Here is a 25,144-nt window from a genome sequence, read left to right as displayed (position 1 = left end):
CAAGGGGTAGCTCCGACAACAACACTGACAATGTCAGCGTATGCAAAGTTGAGTCTATTCCACTCAAGGCAGATGAGGCCACGATCGGGCCGTACCCTTCGGGCCATGTCCCATGACGTACTCAACCCGACGCCCGAGTACCTCGCCTTCTGGCGGGAGCGGCACGTCTGCACCTTGACCACCCCGCGCCCCGACGGCACGCCCCACGTGGTGCCGGTGGGGGTGACGTACGACCCGGAGGCCGGCCTGGCCCGGGTGATCAGCAACCGGCACAGCAAGAAGGTGCGCAACATCCTGGCGGCGCAGGAAGCGCAGGCCGAGGCGGGGGAGGTGGGCGCGCGGGTCGCGGTCTGCCAGATGGAAGGGCGCCGCTGGGCCACGCTGGAGGGCCGTGCGGTGATCCGCACGGACGAGGCGTCGGTCGCCGACGCGGTGGCGCGCTACGCGGAGCGCTACGGGCGCACCCCGTCACCCAATCCCGACCGGGTCGTCATGGAGATCACCCTGGACCGGGCCATGGGGCGCGCGTAAGCCGTTGATGCTTCATCTTGTCCGGTTCAGGCACTGGACGTGGACATCACAACGGCGCCATCGTGGTCAGGTCCACGATGGCGCCGTTGTGTGGGGGTAGCGCCTGAGCGATCTGGAACGACGGGGGAATCGCGTCAGGCACTGCGGGGGGTGGCGGTGGTGATATCGGGTTCGAAGAGCTGGTGGTCCCGCTGATCGAGATTGACGAAGACCATTCCGTAGCGCACCTCGCAGCGGACGGGCTGCGGCGCGCCCCGCGGGCGGCGCAGGCACCGGTAGGCACGTACGTCCTCGTCCTCCTCGCGCACGACGACGATCGGTTGACCGAACAGGGTGACCATCAACGAGTCGCCAGGGTGGGGGATGGCCGTGGCGAGATCGATGAACTGCCAGCCCGACCGGTAGGCCGAGGCCATCTCGCGGCGGAAGCCGCGGTCGTCGGGGGTCACGCGGACACCGTCACAGGGGCGTCGGTCCAACCCGTATCGCCGCTCCCGCCCAGCTGGTGGCTGGTCCAGCCGGTGTCCGCGTACTTACCCGCGGGCGCCGTGGTCCAGCCCGTGTCGTCCGTGCTCGTCAGGCTCGTGCCCTGACCGTCCCTAGCGCTCCCCGCGTCACTTTCGACGGCGCTGACTGCCCCAAAAACCGCAACGGCGGAGAAAACTATGGCAAGCACCGAGCGAAGCATTCTCTTGTACATGGTCGGCTTCGTCCTCACTTGATGGAATCCTCTCCCCCGCGTGACAGACGATGGCTCATTCAGGCACGTCAATGCCACAGGGACGATGCATCATGTTCTTGCATGTTCAGGACCCTGGGGGGTGGAGATTTGACGCGAAACGAGACAATGGCGACACATCCCCACCCTGTGACGTCCATGTGTGCCGAGGGGACGCGGCTCTACGCGACCGCGTTGAGCACCGGCCGGATCGCCCGGGGCGAGATCCAGAACGCCCCCTGCCTGCTTGAATTCGCTCTTCTGCAGCCCGACCCGGATGACGCGAACCAGCTCCGTCCGGTTCCGCCAGCCGTAGCTTTGGCTCAACGGCTCCATCCGATTGAACGCGAGATCCAGGACCGCCGACGCAGCGCTGTAGATCTCACCGACACTTTCGAGCCTTTCCTCGCCATCAGCGCACAGAGCCCGGCCAACACCCACGCCATCACGGTGCTGGAGGGCTTCGAACAGATCAACGCCGCCCTGAACCTCGCGACGGCCGAATGTCACACCGAGGTGCTGACGGTCCAGCCGGGCGGCGCCCGACCCTCCCTGGCCCTCACCCAGGCCCTGGAACGCGACCAGCCGCTGATCGACCGCGGGGTCAGCATACGGACCCTGTACCAACACACGGCGCGGCACAGCCAGGGCACGTTGGCCTACGTGGAGCGGATCTCGACGGGCAAGGTGGAGATCCGCACCCTCGAAGAGCTGATAGAGCGCCTGATCATCTTCGACCGCACGGTCGCCTTCATCCCGGTGAGCGACGACCGTCGGGTCGCCCTGGAACTGCGCCACCCGGGCCTGGTCGACTACCTCATCAAGGTCTTCGAGCAGTTGTGGCACCGGGCCGTGCCGCTCCAGGAGGAAGTGACGTACCGCAGCACCCCCGGCGGGATCTCCGGCGTGCAGCGGACCATCGCCCAGCTCCTGATCGAGGGCCACGTCGACGAGGCCATCGCGCGCCGCCTCGGCATGAACGTCCGCACCTGCCGGGCGCACATCGCCAAGCTCGCCACCACCCTCGGCAGCGGCAGCCGCGCCCAGCTCGGCTACCTCATCGCCCAGGCGGGCATCCTGGGCCGGCCCTCGGGCCCGGACCAGGACGCCGACGGACATCCGGACCACGAGCCGGACCCGGAAGGCCTCTGAGGGCCCTCAGGGCTCCTGGGACTCCGCGGGCGCTCCGAGAGGCGCGCGGGCCGCGAAGGCCCCGAAAGCCCGCAGGCCCCGCCCTGGGAGGGGCGGGGCCTGCGGGTGTGCGGGACGGGGGACCGGGCTGCCGGTCAGTCCATCGGGCGCTTGGGGCTGGGCCGCCAGACGACCAGGGCACTGCCCGGCTGCGGGGGCTGGTACGGGACCAGGTCGCGCCGGTACGAGGCGTGCACCTGGGCCTCGCGGGCCTGCAGCGTGGCCGCAGCCCCGTCCACGGCCGCGGCGAGCTCGGCCACGCGCTGCTGGAGCGCGGCGACCTGGTTCTCCAGTTCGATGATGCGCTTGATGCCCGCCAGGTTGATGCCCTCGTCCTGCGACAACGCCTGCACCGTACGGAGCAGTTCGATGTCACGGGCCGAATAGCGCCGGCCGCGGCCGGCCGTACGGTCCGGGGAGACCAGGCCGAGACGGTCGTACTGGCGGAGGGTCTGCGGATGCAGACCGGAGAGCTGGGCGGCCACCGAGATCACATAGACCGGAGTCTCGTCGGTGAGTTGGTAGGCACCACTTCCCAGACGGGAGGACTGTCGTCGGCGGCCGTCCATGTCATGCTCCCTTCGCGGACTCGAACAGCGCGGAGCGCGGGTCCTGCGACTCCGTCGCCTCGCGGTACATCTCCAGGGCCTCGCGGGCCTTGTCGGACAGCTCGGTCGGGACCGCGACCTCCACCGTGACCAGCAGGTCGCCGCGGGTGCCGTCCTTGCGGACCGCTCCCTTGCCGCGGGCCCGCATGGTGCGCCCGTTGGGGGTGCCCGGCGGCAGCTTCAGCGTCACCGAGGGGCCGTTCAAGGTCGGGACCTTGATGTCGGCCCCCAGCGCCGCCTCCGCGAACGTCACGGGCACGGTCACCGTCAGGTTGTCGTCCTTGCGGCCGAACACCGGGTGGGAACCGACGTGCACGACCACGTAGAGGTCACCGCCGGGACCGCCGCGCTCGCCCGGAGCGCCCTTGCCGCGCAGCCGGATCCGCTGGCCGTCGGAGACGCCCGCCGGGATCCGGACCTGCATCGTGCGGGAGCTACGGGCACGCCCGCTGCCCTTGCAGACGTCGCAGGGGGTCTCCGCGATCAGGCCGCGGCCCTTGCAGTCCGCACACGGGTCGGTCAGCGAGAAGCCACCGCCGCTGCCCCGCGAGACCTGGCCGGTGCCGACACAGGTCGGGCACACCCGGGGGGTGCCGTTCTTGTCGCCGGTGCCCGAACAGGCCTTGCAGGGGGCCTGGGAGGACATCCGGAGCGGGACCGTGGCCCCGTCCACCGCCTCCGTGAAGGAGAGGGTGACCTCCGACTCGATGTCCTGGCCGCGGCGCGGCTGGGTACGGGTGCCCGTACCCGGGCCGGCGCCGCGGTTGAAGAGGCCGCCGAAGACGTCACCCAGGCCGCCGCCGAAGCCGCCGGCCTGGCCGGCGCCCTGCTGCTGACCCCCGAAGAGGTCGCCGAGGTCGAAGTTGAACGAGCCGCCGCCGCCCGGCCCGGGGCGGAAGCCACCGTTGCCGAACAGGGCGCGCGCCTCGTCGTACTCCTTGCGCTTCTTGGCGTCGCCGAGGATGTCGTTCGCCTCGGAGATCTCCTTGAAGCGCTCCTCGGCGGAGGCGTCGCCCTTGTTGGCGTCCGGGTGGTACTCGCGTGCGAGCTTCCGGTACGCCTTCTTGATCTCGGCCTCGGTGGCGTCCTTCGGGACACCGAGGACCTTGTAGTAGTCCTTCTCGACGAAGTCCTTCGTGCTCATCCCCGGTGTCCCTCCTCTCGTGTTTCTACGTGTGGTGCATCAGCCCTTGTCGGGGGCATCCGCGTCCAAGCCGTCCGGCGCTTCGCCCTCCGCGGACTCGGACTTGGGGGCCGCGCCCGGCTGGGGCTCGGCCACCGCGACCCGTGCGGGACGGATCGTACGCTCGCCGATCCGGTACCCCGGCTGAAGGATCGCCACGCAGGTGTCCTCCGTGATGTCCGGCGCGTACGAGTGCATCAGGGCCTCGTGGATCGTCGGGTCGAAGGGCTCGCCCTCCTTGCCGAACTGCTGCAGGCCCATCTTCGCGGCGACGGTCTCCAGCGATTCGGCCACCGACTTGAAGCCGCCGACCAGCTCGCCATGCTCCCGCGCCCGGCCGATGTCGTCCAGGGTCGGGAGCAGTTCCGTCAGGAGGGACGCGACCGCGATCTCCTTGACGGTGATCCGGTCCCGCTCCACCCGGCGGCGGTAGTTCTGGTACTCGGCCTGGAGCCGCTGGAGGTCCGCGGTGCGCTCGGAGAGCGCGGTGCGGGCCTGGTCCAGCTGCGCCAGCAGAGCCACGTCCTGGCTTGCGTCCCCGGCCGGGGCCGCCGCCTCCTCCTTGGCGGAGTCGGCGGCCTTCGGCTCGGCGTCGTTCTGACCGGCGTCGGGGACTTCGGGCTTCTCGTCGAAGCCCGGGGTCTCCTCCGACATCAGGCAGCGCCGCCCTTCGGCTTCTCGTCGTCGACGATCTCGGCGTCGACGACGTCGTCGTCGGCCTTGGCCTGGCCCGCGTCACCGGCGCCACCGGCGGCCTGGGCGGCCTGCGCGTCGGCGTAGATGGCCTGGCCGAGCTTCTGGCTGACCGCGGCGAGCTTCTCCGTCGCGGTGCGGATCTCGGCCGTGTCCTCGCCCTTGAGCGATTCCTTCAGCTCGGCGACGGCGGACTCGACCTCGGTCTTGACGTCGGCCGGGACCTTGTCCTCGTTGTCCTTGACGAACTTCTCCGTCTGGTAGACGAGCTGCTCGCCCTGGTTGCGGGACTCGGCCGCCTCCTTGCGGCGCAGGTCCTCGTCCGCGTACTGCTCCGCCTCCTGGCGCATGCGGTCGACCTCGTCCTTGCCGAGCGAGGAGCCGCCGGTGACGGTCATCTTCTGCTCCTTGCCCGTGCCGAGGTCCTTGGCCGTGACGTGCATGATGCCGTTCGCGTCGATGTCGAAGGAGACCTCGATCTGCGGGACGCCACGCGGGGCCGGGGGCAGGCCCGTCAGCTCGAACATGCCGAGCTTCTTGTTGTACGCCGCGATCTCGCGCTCGCCCTGGTAGACCTGGATCTGCACGGACGGCTGGTTGTCCTCGGCCGTCGTGAAGATCTCGGACCGCTTGGTCGGGATCGTGGTGTTGCGCTCGATGAGCTTGGTCATGATGCCGCCCTTGGTCTCGATACCGAGGGACAGCGGGGTCACGTCGAGGAGCAGGACGTCCTTGACCTCACCCTTGAGCACACCGGCCTGGAGGGTGGCGCCGATGGCGACGACCTCGTCCGGGTTGACGCCCTTGTTGGCGTCCTGACCGCCGGTGAGCTCCTTGACGAGCTCGGCGACGGCCGGCATGCGGGTGGAGCCACCGACCAGGACCACGTGGTCGATCTCGGACAGCGCGATGCCGGCGTCCTTGATGACGTTGTGGAACGGGGTCTTGCAGCGGTCGAGCAGGTCCGCGGTCAGCTGCTGGAACTGGGCGCGCGTGAGCTTCTCGTCCAGGTGCAGCGGGCCCTCGGCGGAAGCCGTGATGTAGGGCAGGTTGATCGTGGTCTCCGTGGAGGAGGACAGCTCGATCTTCGCCTTCTCGGCGGCCTCGCGCAGACGCTGGAGCGCCATCTTGTCCTTGGAGAGGTCCACGCCGTGACCGTTGGCGAACTGCTTCACCAGGTAGTCGACGACGCGCTGGTCCCAGTCGTCACCACCGAGGTGGTTGTCACCGTTGGTGGCCTTCACCTCGACGACGCCGTCGCCGATCTCCAGGAGCGACACGTCGAAGGTGCCGCCACCGAGGTCGAAGACGAGAATGGTCTGGTCGTCCTTGTCGAGGCCGTAGGCCAGGGCGGCGGCCGTCGGCTCGTTGACAATACGCAGGACGTTCAGGCCCGCGATCTCGCCGGCCTCCTTCGTCGCCTGACGCTCGGAGTCGTTGAAGTAGGCCGGGACGGTGATGACCGCGTCCGTGACCTTCTCACCCAGGTACGCCTCGGCGTCGCGCTTCAGCTTCTGCAGGATGAAGGCGCTCATCTGCTGCGGGTTGAAGTCCTTGCCATCCAGGTTGATCTTCCAGTCAGTGCCCATGTGGCGCTTGACGGAGCGGATGGTCCGGTCCACGTTCGTGACCGCCTGGCGCTTGGCCACCTCGCCGACGAGGACCTCGCCGTTCTTGGCGAAGGCGACGACGGACGGCGTGGTCCTGGCGCCCTCGGCGTTGGTGATGACGGTGGGCTCGCCGCCTTCCAGAACGCTGACGACGGAGTTAGTGGTGCCCAGGTCGATGCCGACCGCACGTGCCATTTCAATTCCTCCAGCTGACTTGAGTGGAACAGACTCAACCATGCCGTATCGCGGCGCTTGCGTCAACAGAGCTGAGTCGAGTCGGCTCAACCTTTAGGTCGCACTTACGCGCAACCCTGGGGCCTCGGGCGCCGCCGCCCCCTGAGGCTCCGCCTCGGATCCCGCAACGGAGGGGCGGCCGAACGGGTCACCGTGGCCGCGCGCCACCGCAAGACCGCCGGAGGCATGCGGCAGCGTGCTGACATGCCCCTCACACTCACCGCCCCGCGGGTACGGACCCCCGCCGTCCCACCGGCGAAGCGGGTGTTCGACCTGGTCGGGGCAGTGGTACTGCTCGCAGCCCTCGGCCTGCCGCTCATGGCGATCACCGGGCTGCTCTACGTGGCGCTGGGCGGCCGCCCGTTCGCGCGGGAGGTCGCGGCGGGCCTGGGCGGCAGGCCCTTCCGCACCTGGCGGCTGCGCACCGACGACGGCGCCGGCCGGATCGGCGCGGCACTGGACCGCTGCGCCCTCGACGGCCTCCCGCAACTGCTGAACGTGATCCGCGGCGAGATGTCGCTGGTCGGGCCGCGGCCGCAGGCCCGTACCGACCGCCCCGAACGACTGCTCGTACGCCCCGGAATGACCGGATTGTGGCAGGTCAGCGCGCGTTCGGACCTCCCCTGGGAGGAGATGGACCTGCTCGACCGGCATTATGTGGAGAACCACTGGCTCGGGATGGACCTCGCGATCCTGGCGCAGACTCCGCGTGCGGCGTACCGGCAAAGGGTCGCCTGAGCGACACAGATCACCGCACGCTCGGCTACATTGCGGCGTCGGGAATGGGTAACCTCAAGCCTTGACTTCATAAGTTACCGCTTAGTAAGTGCCGCCCGAGGAGCCCTTCCATGCAACTCGCCGCGATCATCGTGTCGCTGGTCATCACGGTGGTGGCCGTCGCGCTGTTCGGCCGTGCCACCGTGCAGATCTACCGTTTCGTGCGACTCGGCCAGCCAGTGCCCGCGGGCACGCGCACCGGCGATCCCACGCAGCGCACCATCACCCTGGTCAAGGAGTTCCTCGGCCACACCCGCATGAACCGCTGGGGCATCGTCGGCTTCGCGCACTGGTTCGTGGCGGTGGGCTTCTTCTCACTGCTGCTGACGATCGTCAACGCCTTCGGCCAGCTCTTCCAGGCCGACTGGCTGATCCCGATCATCGGTGACTGGCTGCCGTACGAGATCTTCACCGAGTTCCTCGGCCTGATGACCGTGCTCGGCATCGTCACCCTGATCGTGATCCGGCAGCTGAACCGGCCGAGCGGGGCGGGCCGCAAGTCCCGTTTCACGGGCTCCAAGACCGGCCAGGCGTACTTCGTCGAGGCCGTCATCCTGATCGTCGGCATCTGCATCATGACGCTGCGCGCGCTCGAAGGCGCCCAGCACGGCGTCGACGGCTGGGAGCCGGGCTTCTTCGCCTCGTACCCGATGATCGCCGCCTTCGACGGGCTGAGCCTGAGCACGCTCCAGCACCTGACGTACTTCTTCGCGGCACTCAAGATCGTCACGTCCTTCACCTGGATGATCACGGTCTCCCTCAACACCAACATGGGTGTCGCCTGGCACCGCTTCCTCGGCTTCCCGAACATCTGGTTCAAGCGGAACGCGGACGGCTCCACGGCCCTCGGCGCCCTGCAGCCGATGACTTCGGGCGGCAAGGAGATCGACTTCGAGGACCCGGGCGAGGACGACTCCTTCGGTGTCTCCCAGGTCGAGCAGTTCTCCTGGAAGGGCATCCTCGACTTCTCCACGTGTACGGAGTGCGGTCGCTGCCAGTCGCAGTGCCCGGCCTGGAACACGGGCAAGCCGCTGTCCCCGAAGCTGCTCATCATGTCGCTGCGCGACCACGCGCACGCCAAGGCCCCGTACCTGCTGGCCGGTGGCGGCAAGGACATGGAGGGCAACGAGAAGGCCACGGCGGAGCAGCTCGCCGGTGTCCCGGCCGCCGCTCTCGCGGAGGCCGAGCGCCCGCTGATCGGCACCGCCGAGGAGAACGGCGTCATCGACCCGGACGTGCTGTGGTCCTGCACCACCTGCGGTGCGTGCGTGGAGCAGTGCCCGGTCGACATCGAGCACATCGACCACATCGTCGACATGCGCCGCTACCAGGTGATGATCGAGAGCGCGTTCCCGTCGGAGGCGGGCACGATGCTCAAGAACCTGGAGAAGAAGGGCAACCCCTGGGGCCTGGCGAAGAAGCAGCGCGTCGAGTGGACCAAGGAGGTGGACTTCGAGGTCCCGATCATCGGGAAGGACGCGGAGGACCTCTCCGAGTTCGACTACCTCTACTGGGTCGGCTGCGCCGGCGCCCTGGAGGACCGGGCCAAGAAGACCACGAAGGCCTTCGCGGAACTGCTGAACATCGCGGGCGTCAAGTTCGCGATCATGGGCGGCGACGAGAAGTGCACCGGTGACTCGCCGCGCCGCCTGGGCAACGAGCCGCTGTTCCAGCAGCTGGGCCAGGAGAACGTCGCCATGCTGAACATGGCGTTCGGCGAGGACGACGACGACCCGTCGACGAAGAAGCCGAAGTCGGCGAAGCGGATCGTCTCGACCTGCCCGCACTGCTTCAACACCATCGCGAACGAGTACCCGCAGCTGGGCGGCGAGTACGAGGTCATCCACCACACGCAGCTGCTGCAGCACCTGATCGACGAGGGCCGCCTCACGCCGGTCACGCCGGTCGACGGCCTGATCACGTACCACGACCCGTGCTACCTGGGTCGGCACAACAAGGTCTACACGCCGCCGCGCGAGATCATGTCGGCCGTCCCGGGCCTGCGCCAGCAGGAGATGCACCGCCACAAGGAGCGGGGCTTCTGCTGTGGCGCCGGTGGCGCGCGGATGTGGATGGAGGAGCGGATCGGCAAGCGCATCAACAACGAGCGCGTCGACGAGGCCCTGTCCCTGAACCCCGACATCGTCTCCACCGCCTGCCCCTTCTGCCTCGTGATGCTCACCGACTCGGTGAACGGCAAGAAGAACGACGGCCAGGCGAAGGAACACGTCCAGGTCGTCGACGTGGCGCAGCTGCTGCTCGACTCCGTGAAGGCCCCGGGCCCGACGGAGGAGGAGCTGGCCGCACTGGCGGCGGAGGCCGAGGCGGCAGCCGTGGCCGAGGCGGAGGCAGCTGCCGCGAAGGCCGCGGCGGAGGCGGAAGCCGAGGCGAAGGCCAAGGCGGAAGCCGAGGCGAAGGCCAAGGCGGAAGCCGAGGCGAAGGCCAAGGCGGAAGCCGAGGCGAAGGCCAAGGCGGAAGCCGAGGCGAAGGCCAAGGCGGAAGCCGAGGCGAAGGCTGCGGCAGAAACCGAGGCGGAAGCCGAGCCCGAGGCGGAGGCCAAGCCGGAAGCGGCGGCCGAGGTCGAGGCGGAGGCAGCGGCCAAGCCGGAAGCCGAGGCGGAGGCCAAGCCCGAGGTTGAGGTCAAGCCGGAGGCCGAGCCGGAGACCAAGCCCGAGGCCGATACCAAGTAGGCCGTAGGCCGTAGCACGCAGGACACCCGCAGTACCGGAACGGCCGGTCCCCCACCCGGGGGACCGGCCGTTCCGTCGTACAGGCGGGGAGCCGAGGGAAGGGCCTCAGCCCTGGTGGCTCAGCGCGGTGAAGCCCAGCCCGGCCGCGCCGGCCGCCGCCGTGCCGCCGCCCGAGGAGACCAGCACCGGGCGGCCGACCCCCGTCGGGTCCACCGTGTACTTCTCGATCAGCTTGCCGTCGAAGTCGTAGACCCAGCTGTTCCCGCCGCCCTTGCCGTCGATGACGACGAACTTCACGTGCTTGCCGTCACGGACGAGCTTGTACGTCCAGCCGTCGTGCTGAACGCTCGGACGTCGCAGGTCGATCGTGGCGAGGGCGTGGCCCTTCGGCGTGGAGAGCTCGACGCGCTTGCCGTTCGGGCCGTCCACGAGCTCGGCGATCCGCCCGTCGGTCAGGGTGATCCGCACGGAGCTCTCCTTCCTGATCTCCTTCTCGGAGGCGGGCCTCGGCTGCGGCTTCGACACGCCGTCCGTCCAGGAGGTGACCGTGCCGTTCGGCTGGAGCACGACGTGCAGGCCGTCGTTCTGCCCGTACGACGCCGCCCCGCCCTTGCTGACGAGCCTGTCCAGCTTCGTGGAGCCGGCGAAGAGGTCCGCCTCGAAGTGGCTGTCGCCGATCTTGTAGACCTTGGCGACGGACCCGCCCGCCAGCTTCACGGTGGTGACGTACGCGCGGACGCTCGCGGCCGGCCCGGTCGACGACCCGGCCGGCGAGTACGCGAAGGCGGAGCCGACGGGGACAGCCAGGACGGTGGCCGCGCCGACTACGACGGCGGCGCTGCGAAGGGTGGTTCGGCGAGTGGTGCGCATGTGAGGGCTCTTCTCGTGTCTCGTTATTCGTGCTCGTACTCGTACTCGTTCGTGCTCGTTCGTGCCGCCTGGCGGCGACGAGTACGAAGCTACGGACCCGATATGTGCGCAACCCATCGAGAATGTAACGAAGGACCGCAGAACACACCACAACCCCGTAAATCGGGCGTGCAGTGGGGTCGCACACAGGGTGAGGACAGCCCCTCCGGGATCCCCTAAGGGATGTCACAGGTCAGCCGCAAAGGGTGGCTGTTCCGGCTGCCCGTCCACCGATGCTCGCCGGACCAGGTACGTTCGATCACGTGGCTGGATTCAGGATCGGACGCGGCAGGGACAACAACCGCTCTCCGCAACAACCCCCGCAGCAGCAGCAGTCGTACGGTCAGCAGCAACCGCCGCCGTACGGCCGCCCGCCCTACCCTCCCGTCGGCGGCCCGCCACCGCAGCAGCAGTGGCCGCAGCCGGGCCCGGGAGGTCACGGCGAGCCGGAGTACTTCGACCCGTACGGGCAGCAGCAGCCGCACGCGCAGCAGCCCCCGCACGGCCACGGAGGCCACGGGGGTGGCGGAGGCTACAACGACAACCCGGGGCACACCCAGGTCTTCGCCGTCGGCGAGGACCCGTACGGCCAGGGCGCGACCTACCAGGCGGGTGCGGCCTCGGCGGCGCCGTCCGGACCGCGGCTGCCGTGGAAGGAACTGCTCCGCGGCATCGTGACGCGGCCCGGGCAGACCTTCCTCCAGATGCGCGACTACGCGGTCTGGGGTCCGGCGCTGATCGTGACCTTCCTCTACGGGCTGCTCGCGGTCTTCGGCCTCGACGACGCCCGCGAGGACGTCATCAAGGCGACCGTGCCGAAGGCCATCCCGATCGTCCTGTCCGCCGGTGTGGCCTTCGTCATCTGCGGCCTGATCCTGGGCGCGGTCACGCACACGCTGGCCCGCCAGCTGGGCGGCGACGGCTCGTGGCAGCCGACGGTGGGCCTGTCGATGCTGGTCATGTCCATCACGGACGCGCCGCGCCTGCTGTTCGCCGTGTTCCTCGGCGGCGACAACATGGTCGTCCAGGTGCTCGGCTGGGCCACCTGGGTGGCGGCCGGCGCCCTGTTCACCTCACTGGTGAGCAAGTCGCACGACCTGCCGTGGCCGAAGGCCCTGGGCGCGTCCGCGATCCAGCTGGTCGCCCTGCTGTCGATCATCAAGCTGGGCACGATCTAGCCCACCCCCGCACCTCGTACCTCGCAGACGAAAGGGCCCGCCGCGCACTGTGCGCGGCGGGCCCTCTGCGTGGTGCTGTCGTCCGCCCGTCAGGCGTCGAGGACCTGGCCCTCACGCTTGACGACGGGCGGCTCGACCGACCACGGGAAGTTGATCCACTCGTCGGTCTTCTTCCACACGTACTCGCACTTCACGAGGGAGTGGGACTTCTCGTAGATGACGGCGGAGCGCACCTCGGCGACGTGACCCAGGCAGAAGTCGTGGACGAGCTTCAGCGTCTTGCCGGTGTCGGCCACGTCATCGGCGATGAGGACCTTCTTGTCGGTGAAGTCGATCGCCTCGGGCACAGGTGCCAGCATGACCGGCATCTCCAGCGTGGTCCCGACGCCGGTGTAGAACTCCACGTTCACCAGGTGGATGTTCTTGCAGTCGAGCGCGTACGCCAGGCCGCCGGCGACGAACACCCCGCCGCGGGCGATGCTCAGGATGATGTCGGGCTCGTAGCCGTCGTCGGCGATCGTCTGCGCCAGCTCGCGGACGGCACGCCCGAAGCCGTCGTAGGTCAGGTTCTCGCGTACGTCGCTCATGCCTCGTGCCTCACCTGGGTGCGGTGGAAGTTCTGGAAGGAGCGCGAGGCGGTCGGCCCGCGCTGCCCCTGGTACCTGGATCCGTAGCGCTCACTGCCGTACGGGAACTCGGCGGGCGTGCTGAGCCGGAACATGCACAGCTGCCCGATCTTCATGCCCGGCCAGAGCTTGATCGGCAGGGTGGCGAGGTTCGACAGCTCCAGGGTCACGTGCCCCGAGAACCCGGGGTCGATGAACCCGGCGGTCGAGTGCGTCACCAGGCCGAGGCGGCCCAGGCTGGACTTCCCCTCCAGCCTGGAGGCGATGTCGTCGGGGAGCGAGATGACCTCGTACGTCGAGGCGAGCACGAACTCACCGGGGTGGAGGATGAACGCCTCGTCACCCTCCGGCTCGACCATGCGGGTCAGGTCCGGCTGCTCGATCGCCGGATCGATGTGGGCGTAGCGGTGGTTCTCGAACACCCGGAAAAACCGGTCGAGACGTACATCGATGCTGGAGGGCTGCACCATCGATTCCTCGAACGGGTCGATGCGAACCCGTCCGCTGTCGATCTCGGCCCGGATGTCTTTGTCAGAGAGAAGCACGTCCCGAGGATACGCAGAGCGCGCGGGCCACCCCCAATCGGAGCGGCGCCCCGCGCGCCCGCCCGGCGACTACCGCTTCGCGCCACCCACGGGCACCGCCTGCCGCAACCGCGCGCACCGCGGACACCGCAGCAGCCGCCCGGGCCCGATCCGGCCGGCACCGAGGTGCTGCAGCGGGAAGGAGGCGGTACTGAAAACGTGCCCTTCGGCACAACGGACGACGGTGTGCTCCATCGAGTCCCTTTCCCCAACGAGCCGTACTGCGACGAATCGCCACATTAGGGGATGATCGGCACCCACTCCAGCCGCCGCTCCGCATCACACGGTACGCCCCAACTCCCGCACCCACACGTCCCGGTGTACGCCACACACGACAACGACCCCGCGGCAAATTCACCGGGGGTCGATCATGAGGTAGAGTGAGCAAAGCCAGGGATCCAGGCAACTGGCCCGCTGTGCGGATGTAGTTTAATGGTAGAACATGAGCTTCCCAAGCTTATAGCGCGGGTTCGATTCCCGTCATCCGCTCTTGAAAGAAGGCCCAGGTCAGCGACCTGGGCCTTCTTCGTTGTCTAGACCTCTCACCCCTCGCCGCGCCCTCCGCGTGCCCCAACTCGCAGGAACTCCCTGGCCGGAGGGCTGTTCGCGCACCACTTGCACCACACGAGCCCCCTCCGGTCTCGCGGCGCGAGACACGTCCTCGATGACCTGCGCCACCCCGCCGTCTCCGTCGCGTGAATTCCCTTTTCATAAGGGGCGTTTGGTCGGAGGGGTTGGCTCCTCTCAGCGGAACAGGCTCCACACACCGGTCCCCACTGATGCAAGTCTCGAAGAGAGCGGCGCACCGGGACTCGGGGGCGGCCTGGTCCAGCCGTGCCAGTGAGATGGTCACTGAGATCACCGTTGAGCCGACCATCTCGTCAGGAGGTTCCCACGGGTGCCGGTGGATGAAGGCAGTGACCCTGAGCAGGACACTCCGGCAGAACGGCCGGGCAGGGCCGGTCCTGCCGTTCACGTGTGGGCCACGGCCGGCCCACCATGCCTTCCCGTCCAGGCGGCCGCCACCGTCGAGGCCATCGTGCGGGCTGTGCACCATGGCGATGACGCTCGTATCCGGATCCTGTTGGCAGCCTTGGTCGACATCGCCGACACCAAGGTTCTCCTCCACCTGCGGGAGCGGCTTCGCGAACGACCGCAGTGACAGTCAGGCGCTGCGGAACAGACGTGTAGCGAGCGCGGGGCCGGCCGCGCCGCCTTGCCGTGGACGCCCCCCGAGACCGCCCTGGAGCCCTGCGAGCTGCTGATCCCTCAGGGACGGCGCTGCGGACCCACCCCGCAGGCTCACGCCCCCTGGACCGCACGTCGCAGCTGCGGACGCCCTTGCTCGCGAAACGCTGCACTCGGGGGGAATCAATATCTATCCCGGCGGTCAGAGAGTTTAATGGACCCCGCAGGGAGAGTTTTTCCGCCCCGCACACGATGGAGATATTTAACGCACACGAACCGCTGCAGCGTGCTACTGTCGGTCTCGGTTGCAGTTTTGGTACCCAAAAACTTCAAGCGCTCCAGTCGGCCTCCGCGCCACAATTCGAGTGCTTCATATTTCCGGTCATTTTCCGGCGGGGCATCATCGCGGCGACACGGTGTCCGTACAGTGCGGATGCTGGTGTACTGCCCCGAAGGAGATATGACATGGCATCTGGCACCGTGAAGTGGTTCAACGCGGCTAAGGGTTTCGGCTTCATCGAGCAGGACGGTGGCGGCGACGACGTCTTCGCCCACTTCTCGAACATCGCCGCCCAGGGCTTCCGCGAGCTGCTGGAAGGCCAGAAGGTCACCTTCGACATCGCGCAGGGCCAGAAGGGCCCGACGGCCGAGAACATCGTTCCCGCCTGACGCTGACGCGCATTTCGTAGCTGGGGCCCGCATCCCTCGGGGTGCGGGCCCCAGCTGCACGCATTTCCCGCAGTGGTGTCACCTGCGGGATGAAGCATTTCAGGGTTACAGCCTGCTCGGCGCTTCACCCCACTCGATTTCTTGGTTTCGCGCCCCCGTGACGCCACCTCATCTCAGCGCATGCGCCCGTACAGAATTTCTGTTGGCCAGATTCGCCTTCGCATTCCATTCGGCCCGTTCTTGTGATTCCCCGCGCTGCGTTTCGCTGCGGGAATTCCTTGATACGCGCCGCGTCAAGGAAAGGTTCTGAATGAACCGCACACGTACGAACGACCGTTCCTCTCGCACCCGCAGCCGCACCGGCGGCCCCGCTTTCGGCGCTGCCGCCGGTTCGGAGCGGGGTAGCCGCTTCGGCTCGTCGGCCCCGAGCCGTTCCGGGGGTCCGCGCCGCTCGGGCGGCTACGGCCGCCGACCCGCAGCGGTACAGGGCGAGTTCGCTCCGCCGAAGACCATCACTCCCGCGCTGCCCGCCGTCGAGGCCTTCGCCGACCTCGACATGCCGGCGGAGCTGCTTGCTGCCCTAGGCGCGCAGGGCCTGAGCGTGCCGTTCCCGATCCAGGGAGCCACCCTGCCCAACACCCTCGCAGGCCGCGACGTCCTCGGCCGCGGACGGACCGGCTCCGGTAAGACCCTCGCCTTCGGCCTCGCCCTGCTGGCCCGCACCGCCGGACAGCGCGCTGAGCCGCGCCAGCCGCTGGCCCTGGTCCTCGTCCCCACCCGCGAGCTGGCCCAGCAGGTGACCGACGCCCTCACCCCGTACGCCCGCGCCGTGAAGCTGCGCCTGACCACGGTCGTCGGCGGCATGTCGATCGGCAAGCAGGCCGGAGCGCTGCGCGGAGGCGCGGAGGTCGTCGTGGCCACGCCCGGCCGGTTGAAGGACCTCATCGACCGTGGCGAATGCCGGCTGAACCAGGTCGCGATCACCGTCCTCGACGAGGCCGACCAGATGGCCGACATGGGCTTCATGCCGCAGGTCACCGCCCTCCTCGATCAGGTGCGCCCCGAGGGCCAGCGGATGCTCTTCTCCGCCACCCTCGACCGCAACGTCGACCTGCTGGTCCGGCGCTACCTCACCGACCCCGTCGTGCACTCGGTGGACCCCTCGGCCGGTGCGGTGACGACGATGGAGCACCACGTGTTGCACGTCCACGGCGCCGACAAGCACCGGACGACTACGGAGATCGCGGCGCGCGAGGGCCGGGTGATGATGTTCCTGGACACCAAGCACGCCGTGGACCGGCTGACCGAGGACCTACTGAACAGCGGTGTCCGGGCCGCCGCGCTGCACGGCGGGAAGTCGCAGCCCCAGCGCACCCGCACCCTGACCCAGTTCAAGACCGGGCACGTGACCGTGCTGGTCGCGACGAACGTGGCGGCGCGCGGCATCCACGTCGACCACCTCGACCTCGTCGTGAACGTCGACCCGCCCACCGACCCCAAGGACTACCTCCACCGGGGCGGCCGCACCGCGCGCGCCGGCGAGTCCGGCAGCGTCGTCACCCTCGTCACCCCCAACCAGCGCCGCGACATGACCCGCCTCATGCAGGCCGCCGGCATCACCCCGCAGACCACCCAGGTCCGCTCCGGCGAAGAGGCACTGACCCGGATCACCGGCGCCCAAGCCCCCTCCGGCATCCCCGTCGTCATCACCGCACCCGTCGTCGAACGCGCCAAGCGCAGCGCGGCCTCCCGTGGCAGGCGTCGGCCCGCTTCGACGGCCCGGCGCGTGAGCGAGCGGCAGTCCGCCTTCGATGCGGCGGCCTGAGAAGCACGTGATCAGGAAACTGGCCCATCTCTGCAGGAGGCACGTTTTGACGCTGGTCCAGATGCAGCCCCGCTCGGCGAACACCAACCCTGTGCACCGGACGGTGGAGGACGCGATGGAGGCGGCCGGTCCACAGGTCTGTGACGACATGACAGTCGAGGTGGCCTTGGCCGTCATGGCCAGTGCCCGTGCGGGTCATCTGCTCGTCTGCGACGAGGACGGCTTGTGCACCGGACTGGTCACCCAGGCCAGGCTCGCCACCGTCCGCGGCAGCGCGGCGTACACGGACCAGGTCCGTATCCGCGACCTCCTGGGAGACCGCGGGCCGGTTACCTCGCCCTTGACCACGATGGCCGAAGCCGAGCACGCGATGCGCTACCGCCGGCTCGCTGCCCTGCCGGTCGTCGATGAGCAGGGCAGTGCTCTGGGCGTCCTCGCCCTTGCCCGCTGAACCGCCTCACCACGGCACGACCGTCCCCCTTTCTCCTTCCTGTGAGGCAACATGCGCTGCGTCATCGCCCGTTTCCCGTTCGACCTGACCAAGAGGGGTGTCCTGGAGTCGATGAAGGGCATCAAGCCCGAGCAGGTCGTCGGCGAGTCCGTGATCATCGGGCGCCGTACCTACCCCGTCAAGCAGGTCGGTCAGGTCATCACGCGCCAGGACCGCCGCGACTTCAGCGCCGGTGAAGTCCTCCGGGCCATGACCCAGCTCGGGTTCACCTGCCGCAGCCTTCCCCGGGCCGCCGTGCCCACGCGCGTCCTCAGCCCGCTCCAGCAGGCTTCCACGATGCTCGGCATCCCGGTGACCGTCTGACGGACAGGACCGGCGCGAGCCGACACCCGAACAGCGAGGAGGGCCCGACCGGCACACGCCGGTCGGGCCCTCCCGCGTACCCAGGGGTTCTTACGCGATGTCGGTCAGTGGTCGGAGTAGCTGAAGTCGCCCATGGTCCAGGCGCTGACATCCGCGATCGAGACGCGGTACATCCCACCCGTCTCCGGGATCCCCACCGTGCCCTGAAGGATGCGGGCCACATGGAAGTGCAGATGGGTGGGCGGCCCCTCGTGGGGTGTCGTGGCGGTGAAGATGGCGGCGAACTGGCCCAGGCGGGCGGAATCCGTCAGGACCTCCGACACCCGCTGCCTCCACACGGCTTCGGGTGCCAGCCGACCGGTGATGACAGCGCCACCGGTGACAACGGTCAGGGACATCTGATTGCTCTGCCCGGACTCCACCAGGGTGGCAACGTCAACGAGCAGCTCGTCAGGCTTCGACATGGGAGCCGATTTTATGCACCGGTCGTCCCGTTCTCTCGACGGGGAGGACTACCGGTCGAGAAGAGCACTCACCGTCTTCCCGCCGGAGGCTCGACGGGTGACAGCGGTCGCTCGGGCGAGGCGGTTGACCATGGGCCAGCCGAACCCACCGGTACCGCCGTCCAGGTCAGGGGTTCGCATACGCGGCGTGTGCGGGCTGGAGTCGTGAACGGCCACCTCGATGCTCTCCGCGTGGGCCGTCAGTTCCAAGGTGCAGGCGCCCCCGCCGTGGCGCACGGCGTTCGTGGCGAGCTCGGACACGACCAAGACCACGGTGTCTGCGGCTTCTGTGGCCATCGCCGGCAGACAAAGACGGTCGAGGAATGCTCGCGCGGCATCGCGTGCATCTGCAACAGCCGCCGTGGAAAGCACGGTTGTGACGCTCTCGGCCATTGTGTTCATCAGGTCACCTTGGTCTCTGCATCGTCCACGTCCGGCCCTCGCCTACCTGACCCCTGTGCCCCACCCCACTGCACGCCAACCCGACTCAGGTCTCAAAGAAGGGATCGAAGAGCAGTCGAAGCACGACGCCAACCGACGAGACGTGGGGCCGCACGCGCTCAGCTGCGAATCACCCAAGCCCCTTACCTGTTGTGCAGGCTGCTCTGCGCATCCTGGGCCGACCGTGAAGTTCTAGCTTTCCTCGACAGGCACGAAAATCTATGACGGCCGGAGTAGACATTGGGCTGTGGCACGGTTATGGTTTCTCTCGTAGCCCAGAGAGACAGCAGGGCCTGGCAGAGACGAACTGCCGGGCAGCAGTACCCGAAGTTGCAGTGCGCAGGACGGTGCGGTGGTGGAGTTCCGAAGCCAGGGTTGTTGCAGGACGGCGACGGGACTGACGACCGGACCGGGTGGCCCGCAGTGATCAGGGGCCGCCATGAGCAGTACCAGCAGTACGCAGTGGCAGTACCTGTAAGTGCAGTGCGCAGTACCCAGCAGTGAAGTAGTGAGCAGCACCTCGGTGAAGGCGTCAGCTGTGGGCGCGCGCACCGGGAAGTTCGGCAGTGGGGTTCTACGCCAGAGCAGACGCAGGATGGGCAACGGGGCTGGCTGCCGAAGAGTGGCGCCGGGTCAGGCCACTGAGCATTACGGAGTACCAGCAGTAAGCAGTTGATCACCGAGGGAAGAACGGAGGAGCCGAGCACCATCAGGATCGCCCGGGCGGAAGCCTTGAGTCCGGGTACCGCAGGACATCGATAGTGAGGTGGTCTCCGGTCAAGCAACCGCGATCCCCGCACTCCCGGCAGCGTGTCGGCCGGGTCGGCGGAAACACAGGGTCGGCGCAGTATCAGGGCCGACAGATGGTGTAGTAGTTCCTTCGGGGCCCTGGTGCCGTACGGCACCAGGGCCCCTCCATGCGTTCCATGAGAGAGGTTCAATGACAGCAGACGACTCGTTCGGCCGTCTCGACGATGACGACTACCCCGCCTACACGATGGGCCGGGCCGCCGCCATGCTCGGCACCACCCAGGGCTTCCTCCGCGCCATCGGCGAAGCCCGCCTGATCACCCCGCTCCGCTCCGAGGGCGGCCACCGCCGCTACTCCCGCTACCAGCTGCGCATCGCCGCCCGCGCCCGGGAGCTCGTCGACCAGGGCACCCCCATCGAGGCCGCCTGCCGCATCATCATCCTCGAAGATCAGCTCGAGGAGGCGCAGCGCATCAACGCCGAGTACCGCCGCGCCGCCGAATCTTCCGCGTCGCCGTCCTCAACCTGACCCGAGTGTGCCCGTCGGGATCGGCGGGCCTCGGTCGTCGAAGGAGTGCTACTCGGGTGCGGACGCCTCCGCCAGGTCCGCCCCGGCGTCAGCGCTGCGTGTGACCTGGTGGGTACCGTGCCAGTCCAGGCACATGACCGTCGCGTCGTCCTGGAGACGGCCACCATGCGCGCGCAGAATCTCGGCGACCAGAGCGCGGGAGGCCTCGCGGGGGTGGAGATCGCCCGTGCGCACAACCAGAGAGGGCAGATCGACCTCCACAGCGCGGCGCTCGAGCATGCCATCGGTGAGCATCACGAGGCGGTCACCCGGCTGCAGGTCCAGCCGCTGCACCCGATAGTCGGTACGCGGCTGGATACCGAAGGGGAGATCGACCTCGGGAACCATCTGCTCGACCCTTTCCCGCCTGAGGCGGAGCGGCCAGGGATGCCCGGCGTTCACGAACTGAGTGGTCCCGTCGAGCAGGCTGATGCGCAGCAGCTGCCCAGTGACGAAGCCTCGCCTGCCGTGGTCGATGACGGCCCGGTTGGCCTCCAAGGCCTGTACTTCGAGCTCGGCGCCGGCACGCCTGGCCCTGCGAAGGGCGCCCACTGCGAGGGTGGCGAGTAGCGCGGCTTCCACGTCGTGGCCCATGGCATCGGTGACGGAGAGTTGCATGGTGTCGCGGTCGACGACGTAGTCGAAGGTGTCACCGCCGACGTGCGTGGCTGGCTCCAGCGCTCCGGCGACCGTGAACTGGGCTGCCTCACACGCCAGTGAGGTGGGCAGGAGTCGGTGCTGGATCTCGGCGGCCAGGTTCAGGGGCCGTGTACGGCGACCCCATTGGTAGACGTCGGTGAAGGACCGATTGGCGATCACGATGTAGGCCAGGGCGTGAGCGGTCGCGCCGATCTGCCTCATCGCGAAGTCGTCGGGGTGATCCGGCAGGAAGAGTTCGAGCAGGCCGATGGCGTCGCCGCGGTTGGTGACGGGCGCCACGACCCTGACCCGACTGTTGCCCTCTCGCTGGAGGGCCGGCCGCTGTGTGCGCAACGCGTCCGCGTAGAGGGTGCCGGGCAGAGCGACGCGCTCAGGGGGCTCGTCGGACTCGACGCTGTCGGCTGCCCCGAGCCGCACCACTGACGACCCGGTGAAGTCGACGATCAGGAACGAGACCGCAGCAGCGTTCAGGCGGTCCCTGAGCATCCGTGCGACGACGTCCAGTGACTCCACAGGGGAGGCGGATTCCGCTGCCGCGAGCACGCCCGCAAGGTCCACCTCCACCAGCTGCTCTCCGCCGGCGCGTCCCTGATGGGCGCCTGGATCTCGCTCCTCGGTCGGGGGCATGACCGCTCCTCTCCTCCTCCGACACCGTGGGACCGGCCCCTCCACGAGAACTGCTCCCTGACGCTCCTTCCGAGCGCCCGAGGCCTTACGGTCGGCCCCCACTGCCTCGTCGAAGCCATCCATCCGGGGTCGCAGCCCGTGACCACGGCCGGGACAGATCCGAGAAACCCTCAGGGCCGACCGTCCTCAACCCTGCCCGAGGACCCGCACGCCAGGTGGCTGCTGCTGCCCGTGCAGTCCGCGCTGCCTGACTGGTTCACCCGAACAGCAGGCATCGGCCCTCTCGGGGACGCCGCCCGGCCACCGGTGTAGCGCACACGCCCGGAATCCTCAGAGGACCCGGTTGCGGGGCAAGCACCGGGGCATGGGGATGGACGAGTCAAGTCGGCGGTGTGGCTGTGGCCGTCGCCTTCGAGCCGAGCGTGAGGAGACGGGGTTGTGAGCGGTGTGTGGATGTACGCACAGGACAGCGGCTACACGTCCCGGCAGTCACTGGTGGGGTTCACGGTTGAGGCGGCTGACGGAACCATCGGGCACGTGGACCGCCAGCAGGACCAGCCCGGCATGCAACACCTGGTCGTCGACACCGGCGTGTGGGTGTTCGGCAAGAGCATTTTGATCCCGGCCGGCGCCGTCGCCGGCATCGACACCGAAACACGGACGGTAAAGGTGTCAGGGACCCGGGAAGAGATCAAAGCCGCTCCCCAGTTCACCACCGACAGCGAAACGGCTGACCACCGCTATCTGTCCGCCGTCGGCAACTACTACCTCTCCCTCCGCCGCCCCCTCGCACCCTGACCCGAAGCCAGTCGGCAACTCGCCCGCCCCAGGGCGACAGCAGCCCCCGGGCAGAACATTGCCGTGCTCAGTAGACGGTGAACGAGATGGCGATGTAGTGCGCGGTGAAGGCTGCCACGGTCAGGGCGTGGAAGACCTCGTGGAAGCCGAACCAGCGGGGCGAGGGGTCGGGGCGCTGAAGGGCGTAGACAACCGCGCCCGCACTGTAGAGAAGCCCGCCGGTCACGATCAAGGCGAGTACGGGCGTCCCACCACTGTCCAGGAAGTCGGGCAGGTAACGCACCGGTGCCCAACCCAGGGCCAGGTAGCAGGGGGTGTACAGCCAGCGGGGAGCTCCGACCCACAGGACACGGAAGGCGATGCCGGCCAGAGCGCCCGTCCACACGATCCACAGCAGGACGGACCGCTGGTCAGGGGGAAGAAGGAGCACGGCAAGCGGGGTACAGGTGCCGGCGATGATCAGGAAGATGTTGGCGTGGTCGAGGCGACGCAGAACGGCCTCACCGAGTGGTCCCCACGTGCCGAGGTGGTAGACGGCGCTCGTCCCGAACAGCATCCAGGCGGTGACGGAGTACACGGTGCAGGCCAGGGTGGCGTGCGGCGTCCCAGCCAGGCAGATGAGGACGATGCCCGCGGCCAGCGATGCGGGGACCATTCCGGCGTGAAGCCAGCCTCGTAGCTTCGGCTTGATCGGCTCCACCAGATCGGCCGCTCGCTCGACCAGGTCGGCAACCGGGTGGGAGTCCTCGGCGGCCTTGTCACAGTGCGATCCGGAGGGAGGGCCACTTGCCTCACAGCCTCCGACCGTCGGTGCGGAAGACACACCGCCGGTTTCGACGTCGTCGCGGGACACTGCTTCCCTTCCTGCCTCGGACTGCTGGGCGTCACTGGCAACCACGTGCTCATGTTAGGAGCCTGCCCGCAGGAGCATTGCCCGAGGCCTGCCTCGGACCACCGGGCCGGCACCGCCGGACACGGTTTGTTCAGCCGTCCATGGTTCCGGCCCTGGAGGCCTGCCGCCAACTGGGGCCGTGGAAGTCGTGTAAGTCGGCGGGCCACGGGAACGATCAGGGCTTCCGAACGGGCCTCTCCGCTCTCCTACGTTCAAGGACCGCCGATGCTTCCCGAGTTCCGCTCCCACGCATCCGCCCCCCTTTCCCACCAGCTGGAACAGCGACTGGGACTGGACCCACGCCTCGAAGCGGGCCGAATCGACGTCGAGCGCGTCGCCGACATCGCCGTCGTCGCATCCGCCCACTCCGATGGGTACGCGGCCACCGCGCACCTCCTCGGACTGCTGGCCGCGCTCCCCGCTCCCACCGAGGCCGGAGAACGCTTCTGGTCGGACCTGTGGAGGACCTCAGGCTCCCTCTACCTGCTGCCCGCCAACATCAAAACGTTCGTGCTGAGTTCGCTGGCCGGAGAAGGCACCGGTCTGGCCGGTCAGATCCTCTCGGCTGTCGACGAGATGACCCCACCCCAGCGCGTCGCAGCCGGAGAGGTAATCGGCCAGGCGCTCGCCGAATCCGACCACCTCCCCGACCTCAAGACGCAGGTCATCGGCGAGCTGTGGCTCCGGGATCTCGAACTCACCGCCTGGCGGGTCCTGCACGCGGACCACAAATCAGCTGATCCGGCTGAGCGGAAAGCCTTCCTCGACGCATGGAGGTGTGTCTGAGCGCCAGTCTCCTCTCGACACGGTACGGCCGCAGACGGGCCATCGACGAGCGCCGCCGCTGCTGTTCGGGTCCCCATCGTGTCCTTGAGGGTCGCGCCGGACTGGGTGGAGAGGGTGTGGCCGGTGTGGCGCAGGTCGTAGAAGCGGAAGTCCTTCGACAGTCCGACCTTCGCGCGGGCCTTGGCCCACTTGCGGCCGAAGGACGTGCGCCGGAACGGCGCCCCCTTCTCCCCCACGAACAGCAGCCCGTCGGGCTCCTTCTCCGCGAACCAGTCCAGGTGCCGCTTGACCTCCATGGAGAGGAAGGCCGGCAGGTGGATGGTGCGGACGCCCGCCGCCGACTTGGTGTCGCCTTCGACGCGGCGGCCGGTGTTCAGTTCCGGGGCAGCCTCGGTGATCCGTACGGCGAGGGGGTCGAGGGTGACCGAGGTCCGGCGCAGGGCCACCTGCTCCTCCGGGCGCATCGGGCCGTAGGCGCAGAAGTAGACCATCAGCCGCCAGCGCGGGCCCATGGCTTCGGCGAGGGCGTCGACCTGGGCGACGGTCGCGGTCGAGCGCTCCTTGGCCTGCTCGCTTCCCGCGCCCCTGATGCGGCACGGGTTGCGGCGGATCAGCTCGTCGTCGATCGCCGTCTCCATGATGGCCTTCAGCAGCCGGTAGGACTTGGCTACGGTCGTGGCGCCGGTGGCGGCCAGACGCTCGGCCCGCCAGGTCCGCACGGTCGACGGGGCGATCTCGTCCAGGTCGAGGTCACCGAAGCCGGGCAAGACGTGCAGGCGCAGGAGCCAGCGGTACAGCTCGTCCGTGGTGGCCGCGAGGCCTCGCTCGTCCACCCACTCGAGCGCGTACGCCTCGAAGTTGACCTTGCCCACGTCGGGGTCGGTCCAGTGGTTGCGCTGGATGTCCGCCTTGGTGAGCGTGAGCCGGTCCTGCGCATCGGTCTTCGTCGCGAAGGTCTCCGGGGCCGTTCGACGACTGCCGTCGGGAGCCCAGTCACGGCTCTTCTCAAGCGGTACAGGGCGCAGAAGCGCTGAAGTGCCGTGCCTGTGCGTGGCCGTGGCTTTGTCGCCGGGAGTCGGCAGCGCTTGTGG

23 protein-coding genes, 1 tRNA gene and 1 pseudogene are annotated in these 25,144 nt (G+C 68.5%); 12 read left to right on the top strand and 13 right to left on the bottom strand.

Annotation, left to right across the window (positions count from 1 at the left end; genetic code table 11):
* Positions 1 to 105: 105 nt before the first annotated feature.
* A complete protein-coding gene (locus tag OG624_RS21890) occupies positions 106 to 531 on the top strand; it encodes a pyridoxamine 5'-phosphate oxidase family protein (protein WP_033214545.1) in 426 nt (141 codons plus the stop codon).
* A gap of 134 nt (positions 532 to 665) precedes the next feature.
* Here the strand turns inward: OG624_RS21890 and OG624_RS21885 are convergent, their stop codons facing one another.
* The gene (locus OG624_RS21885) at positions 666 to 947 is read right to left on the bottom strand and encodes a (2Fe-2S)-binding protein (protein ID WP_051762453.1); all 282 of its coding nucleotides are present in this window, start codon (positions 945 to 947) and stop codon (positions 666 to 668) included.
* A 386-nt stretch (positions 948 to 1,333) separates the two neighbouring features.
* Between OG624_RS21885 and OG624_RS21880 the strand changes: the two genes are divergently transcribed.
* Positions 1,334 to 2,401 (top strand): hypothetical protein, encoded by a 1,068-nt coding sequence (locus OG624_RS21880; RefSeq protein ID WP_051762316.1) that lies wholly within the window; start codon positions 1,334 to 1,336, stop codon positions 2,399 to 2,401.
* A 134-nt stretch (positions 2,402 to 2,535) separates the two neighbouring features.
* Here OG624_RS21880 and OG624_RS21875 read toward each other — a convergent pair whose 3' ends face one another.
* Genes OG624_RS21875 through dnaK form a run of 4 tightly spaced genes read right to left on the bottom strand, consistent with a single transcriptional unit; the run spans position 2,536 to position 6,729 of the window.
* Complete coding sequence (locus OG624_RS21875; protein ID WP_030755701.1) at positions 2,536 to 3,009, bottom strand: heat shock protein transcriptional repressor HspR; 474 nt, start codon at positions 3,007 to 3,009, stop codon at positions 2,536 to 2,538.
* A 1-nt stretch (position 3,010) separates the two neighbouring features.
* Positions 3,011 to 4,192 carry a molecular chaperone DnaJ gene (gene dnaJ, locus OG624_RS21870; RefSeq protein WP_030755698.1) on the bottom strand — a complete coding sequence of 394 codons (1,182 nt, stop codon included), beginning with the start codon at positions 4,190 to 4,192 and terminating at the stop codon, positions 3,011 to 3,013.
* A 39-nt stretch (positions 4,193 to 4,231) separates the two neighbouring features.
* Entirely contained in the window at positions 4,232 to 4,885 is a 654-nt protein-coding gene (gene grpE, locus OG624_RS21865) for a nucleotide exchange factor GrpE (protein WP_030726590.1), read from the bottom strand.
* Positions 4,885 to 6,729 (bottom strand): molecular chaperone DnaK, encoded by a 1,845-nt coding sequence (dnaK, locus tag OG624_RS21860; RefSeq protein WP_030726592.1) that lies wholly within the window; start codon positions 6,727 to 6,729, stop codon positions 4,885 to 4,887. Before dnaK ends, grpE begins: the two co-directional genes overlap by 1 nt.
* A gap of 243 nt (positions 6,730 to 6,972) precedes the next feature.
* Here dnaK and OG624_RS21855 point away from each other — a divergent pair, with 243 nt between their 5' ends.
* Both OG624_RS21855 and OG624_RS21850 read left to right on the top strand, forming a co-directional pair.
* Positions 6,973 to 7,506 carry a sugar transferase gene (locus OG624_RS21855; protein WP_033215095.1) on the top strand — a complete coding sequence of 178 codons (534 nt, stop codon included), beginning with the start codon at positions 6,973 to 6,975 and terminating at the stop codon, positions 7,504 to 7,506.
* A 110-nt stretch (positions 7,507 to 7,616) separates the two neighbouring features.
* Positions 7,617 to 10,235 carry a (Fe-S)-binding protein gene (locus OG624_RS21850; protein ID WP_371639730.1) on the top strand — a complete coding sequence of 873 codons (2,619 nt, stop codon included), beginning with the start codon at positions 7,617 to 7,619 and terminating at the stop codon, positions 10,233 to 10,235.
* Positions 10,236 to 10,340: 105 nt separating this feature from the next.
* Here OG624_RS21850 and OG624_RS21845 read toward each other — a convergent pair whose 3' ends face one another.
* Complete coding sequence (locus OG624_RS21845) at positions 10,341 to 11,105, bottom strand: hypothetical protein (protein WP_371639729.1); 765 nt, start codon at positions 11,103 to 11,105, stop codon at positions 10,341 to 10,343.
* Positions 11,106 to 11,407: 302 nt separating this feature from the next.
* Between OG624_RS21845 and OG624_RS21840 the strand changes: the two genes are divergently transcribed.
* Positions 11,408 to 12,322 carry a YIP1 family protein gene (locus OG624_RS21840; protein ID WP_161294564.1) on the top strand — a complete coding sequence of 305 codons (915 nt, stop codon included), beginning with the start codon at positions 11,408 to 11,410 and terminating at the stop codon, positions 12,320 to 12,322.
* An 89-nt stretch (positions 12,323 to 12,411) separates the two neighbouring features.
* Here the strand turns inward: OG624_RS21840 and OG624_RS21835 are convergent, their stop codons facing one another.
* Both OG624_RS21835 and dcd read right to left on the bottom strand, forming a co-directional pair.
* Complete coding sequence (locus OG624_RS21835; protein WP_030726602.1) at positions 12,412 to 12,909, bottom strand: phosphoribosyltransferase; 498 nt, start codon at positions 12,907 to 12,909, stop codon at positions 12,412 to 12,414.
* Positions 12,906 to 13,493: a dCTP deaminase gene (dcd, locus tag OG624_RS21830; RefSeq protein ID WP_033214616.1), complete on the bottom strand. Its 588-nt coding sequence runs from the start codon at positions 13,491 to 13,493 to the stop codon at positions 12,906 to 12,908. Before dcd ends, OG624_RS21835 begins: the two co-directional genes overlap by 4 nt.
* A 457-nt stretch (positions 13,494 to 13,950) precedes the next feature.
* Here dcd and OG624_RS21825 point away from each other — a divergent pair.
* The 5 genes from OG624_RS21825 (at position 13,951) to OG624_RS21805 (ending at position 18,028) form a co-directional block, all read left to right on the top strand.
* Positions 13,951 to 14,021, top strand: a tRNA-Gly gene (locus OG624_RS21825).
* A 1,164-nt stretch (positions 14,022 to 15,185) separates the two neighbouring features.
* A complete protein-coding gene (locus OG624_RS21820) occupies positions 15,186 to 15,389 on the top strand; it encodes a cold-shock protein (RefSeq protein WP_030647895.1) in 204 nt (67 codons plus the stop codon).
* Between the two features lie 310 nt (positions 15,390 to 15,699).
* The gene (locus tag OG624_RS21815; protein WP_371639728.1) at positions 15,700 to 17,214 is read left to right on the top strand and encodes a DEAD/DEAH box helicase; all 1,515 of its coding nucleotides are present in this window, start codon (positions 15,700 to 15,702) and stop codon (positions 17,212 to 17,214) included.
* Positions 17,215 to 17,260: 46 nt separating this feature from the next.
* On the top strand, positions 17,261 to 17,665 hold the full coding sequence (locus OG624_RS21810) for a CBS domain-containing protein (RefSeq protein ID WP_371639727.1): 405 nt from the start codon (positions 17,261 to 17,263) through the stop codon (positions 17,663 to 17,665).
* Positions 17,666 to 17,716: 51 nt separating this feature from the next.
* The gene (locus OG624_RS21805; RefSeq protein ID WP_326748562.1) at positions 17,717 to 18,028 is read left to right on the top strand and encodes an SCO5918 family protein; all 312 of its coding nucleotides are present in this window, start codon (positions 17,717 to 17,719) and stop codon (positions 18,026 to 18,028) included.
* Positions 18,029 to 18,132: 104 nt separating this feature from the next.
* On the opposite strand, the gene OG624_RS21800 is transcribed toward OG624_RS21805, so the two are convergent.
* The gene (locus tag OG624_RS21800; protein WP_033214628.1) at positions 18,133 to 18,492 is read right to left on the bottom strand and encodes a hypothetical protein; all 360 of its coding nucleotides are present in this window, start codon (positions 18,490 to 18,492) and stop codon (positions 18,133 to 18,135) included.
* Positions 18,493 to 18,540: 48 nt separating this feature from the next.
* Complete coding sequence (locus OG624_RS21795) at positions 18,541 to 18,933, bottom strand: ATP-binding protein (protein WP_033214632.1); 393 nt, start codon at positions 18,931 to 18,933, stop codon at positions 18,541 to 18,543.
* A gap of 979 nt (positions 18,934 to 19,912) precedes the next feature.
* Between OG624_RS21795 and OG624_RS21790 the strand changes: the two genes are divergently transcribed.
* Positions 19,913 to 20,251 carry a MerR family transcriptional regulator gene (locus tag OG624_RS21790; RefSeq protein ID WP_371639726.1) on the top strand — a complete coding sequence of 113 codons (339 nt, stop codon included), beginning with the start codon at positions 19,913 to 19,915 and terminating at the stop codon, positions 20,249 to 20,251.
* Positions 20,252 to 20,299: 48 nt separating this feature from the next.
* Here the strand turns inward: OG624_RS21790 and OG624_RS21785 are convergent, their stop codons facing one another.
* Positions 20,300 to 21,508 (bottom strand): PP2C family protein-serine/threonine phosphatase, encoded by a 1,209-nt coding sequence (locus tag OG624_RS21785; RefSeq protein ID WP_371640860.1) that lies wholly within the window; start codon positions 21,506 to 21,508, stop codon positions 20,300 to 20,302.
* 507 nt (positions 21,509 to 22,015) lie between these two features.
* Between OG624_RS21785 and OG624_RS21780 the strand changes: the two genes are divergently transcribed.
* Complete coding sequence (locus OG624_RS21780; protein ID WP_371639725.1) at positions 22,016 to 22,375, top strand: PRC-barrel domain containing protein; 360 nt, start codon at positions 22,016 to 22,018, stop codon at positions 22,373 to 22,375.
* Positions 22,376 to 22,442: 67 nt separating this feature from the next.
* Here the strand turns inward: OG624_RS21780 and trhA are convergent, their stop codons facing one another.
* Both trhA and OG624_RS21770 read right to left on the bottom strand, forming a co-directional pair.
* On the bottom strand, positions 22,443 to 23,273 hold the full coding sequence (gene trhA, locus OG624_RS21775; RefSeq protein ID WP_371639724.1) for a PAQR family membrane homeostasis protein TrhA: 831 nt from the start codon (positions 23,271 to 23,273) through the stop codon (positions 22,443 to 22,445).
* An 824-nt stretch (positions 23,274 to 24,097) separates the two neighbouring features.
* Positions 24,098 to 25,078: pseudogene (locus OG624_RS21770) on the bottom strand (site-specific integrase); the annotation flags it as partial.
* Between the last annotated feature and the right edge of the window lie 66 nt (positions 25,079 to 25,144).

It is taken from the genome of Streptomyces virginiae, from assembly GCF_041432505.1.
In the GTDB taxonomy this organism is placed as follows: domain Bacteria; phylum Actinomycetota; class Actinomycetes; order Streptomycetales; family Streptomycetaceae; genus Streptomyces; species Streptomyces virginiae_A.
This window is presented reverse-complemented; position numbering and strand designations above follow the sequence as displayed.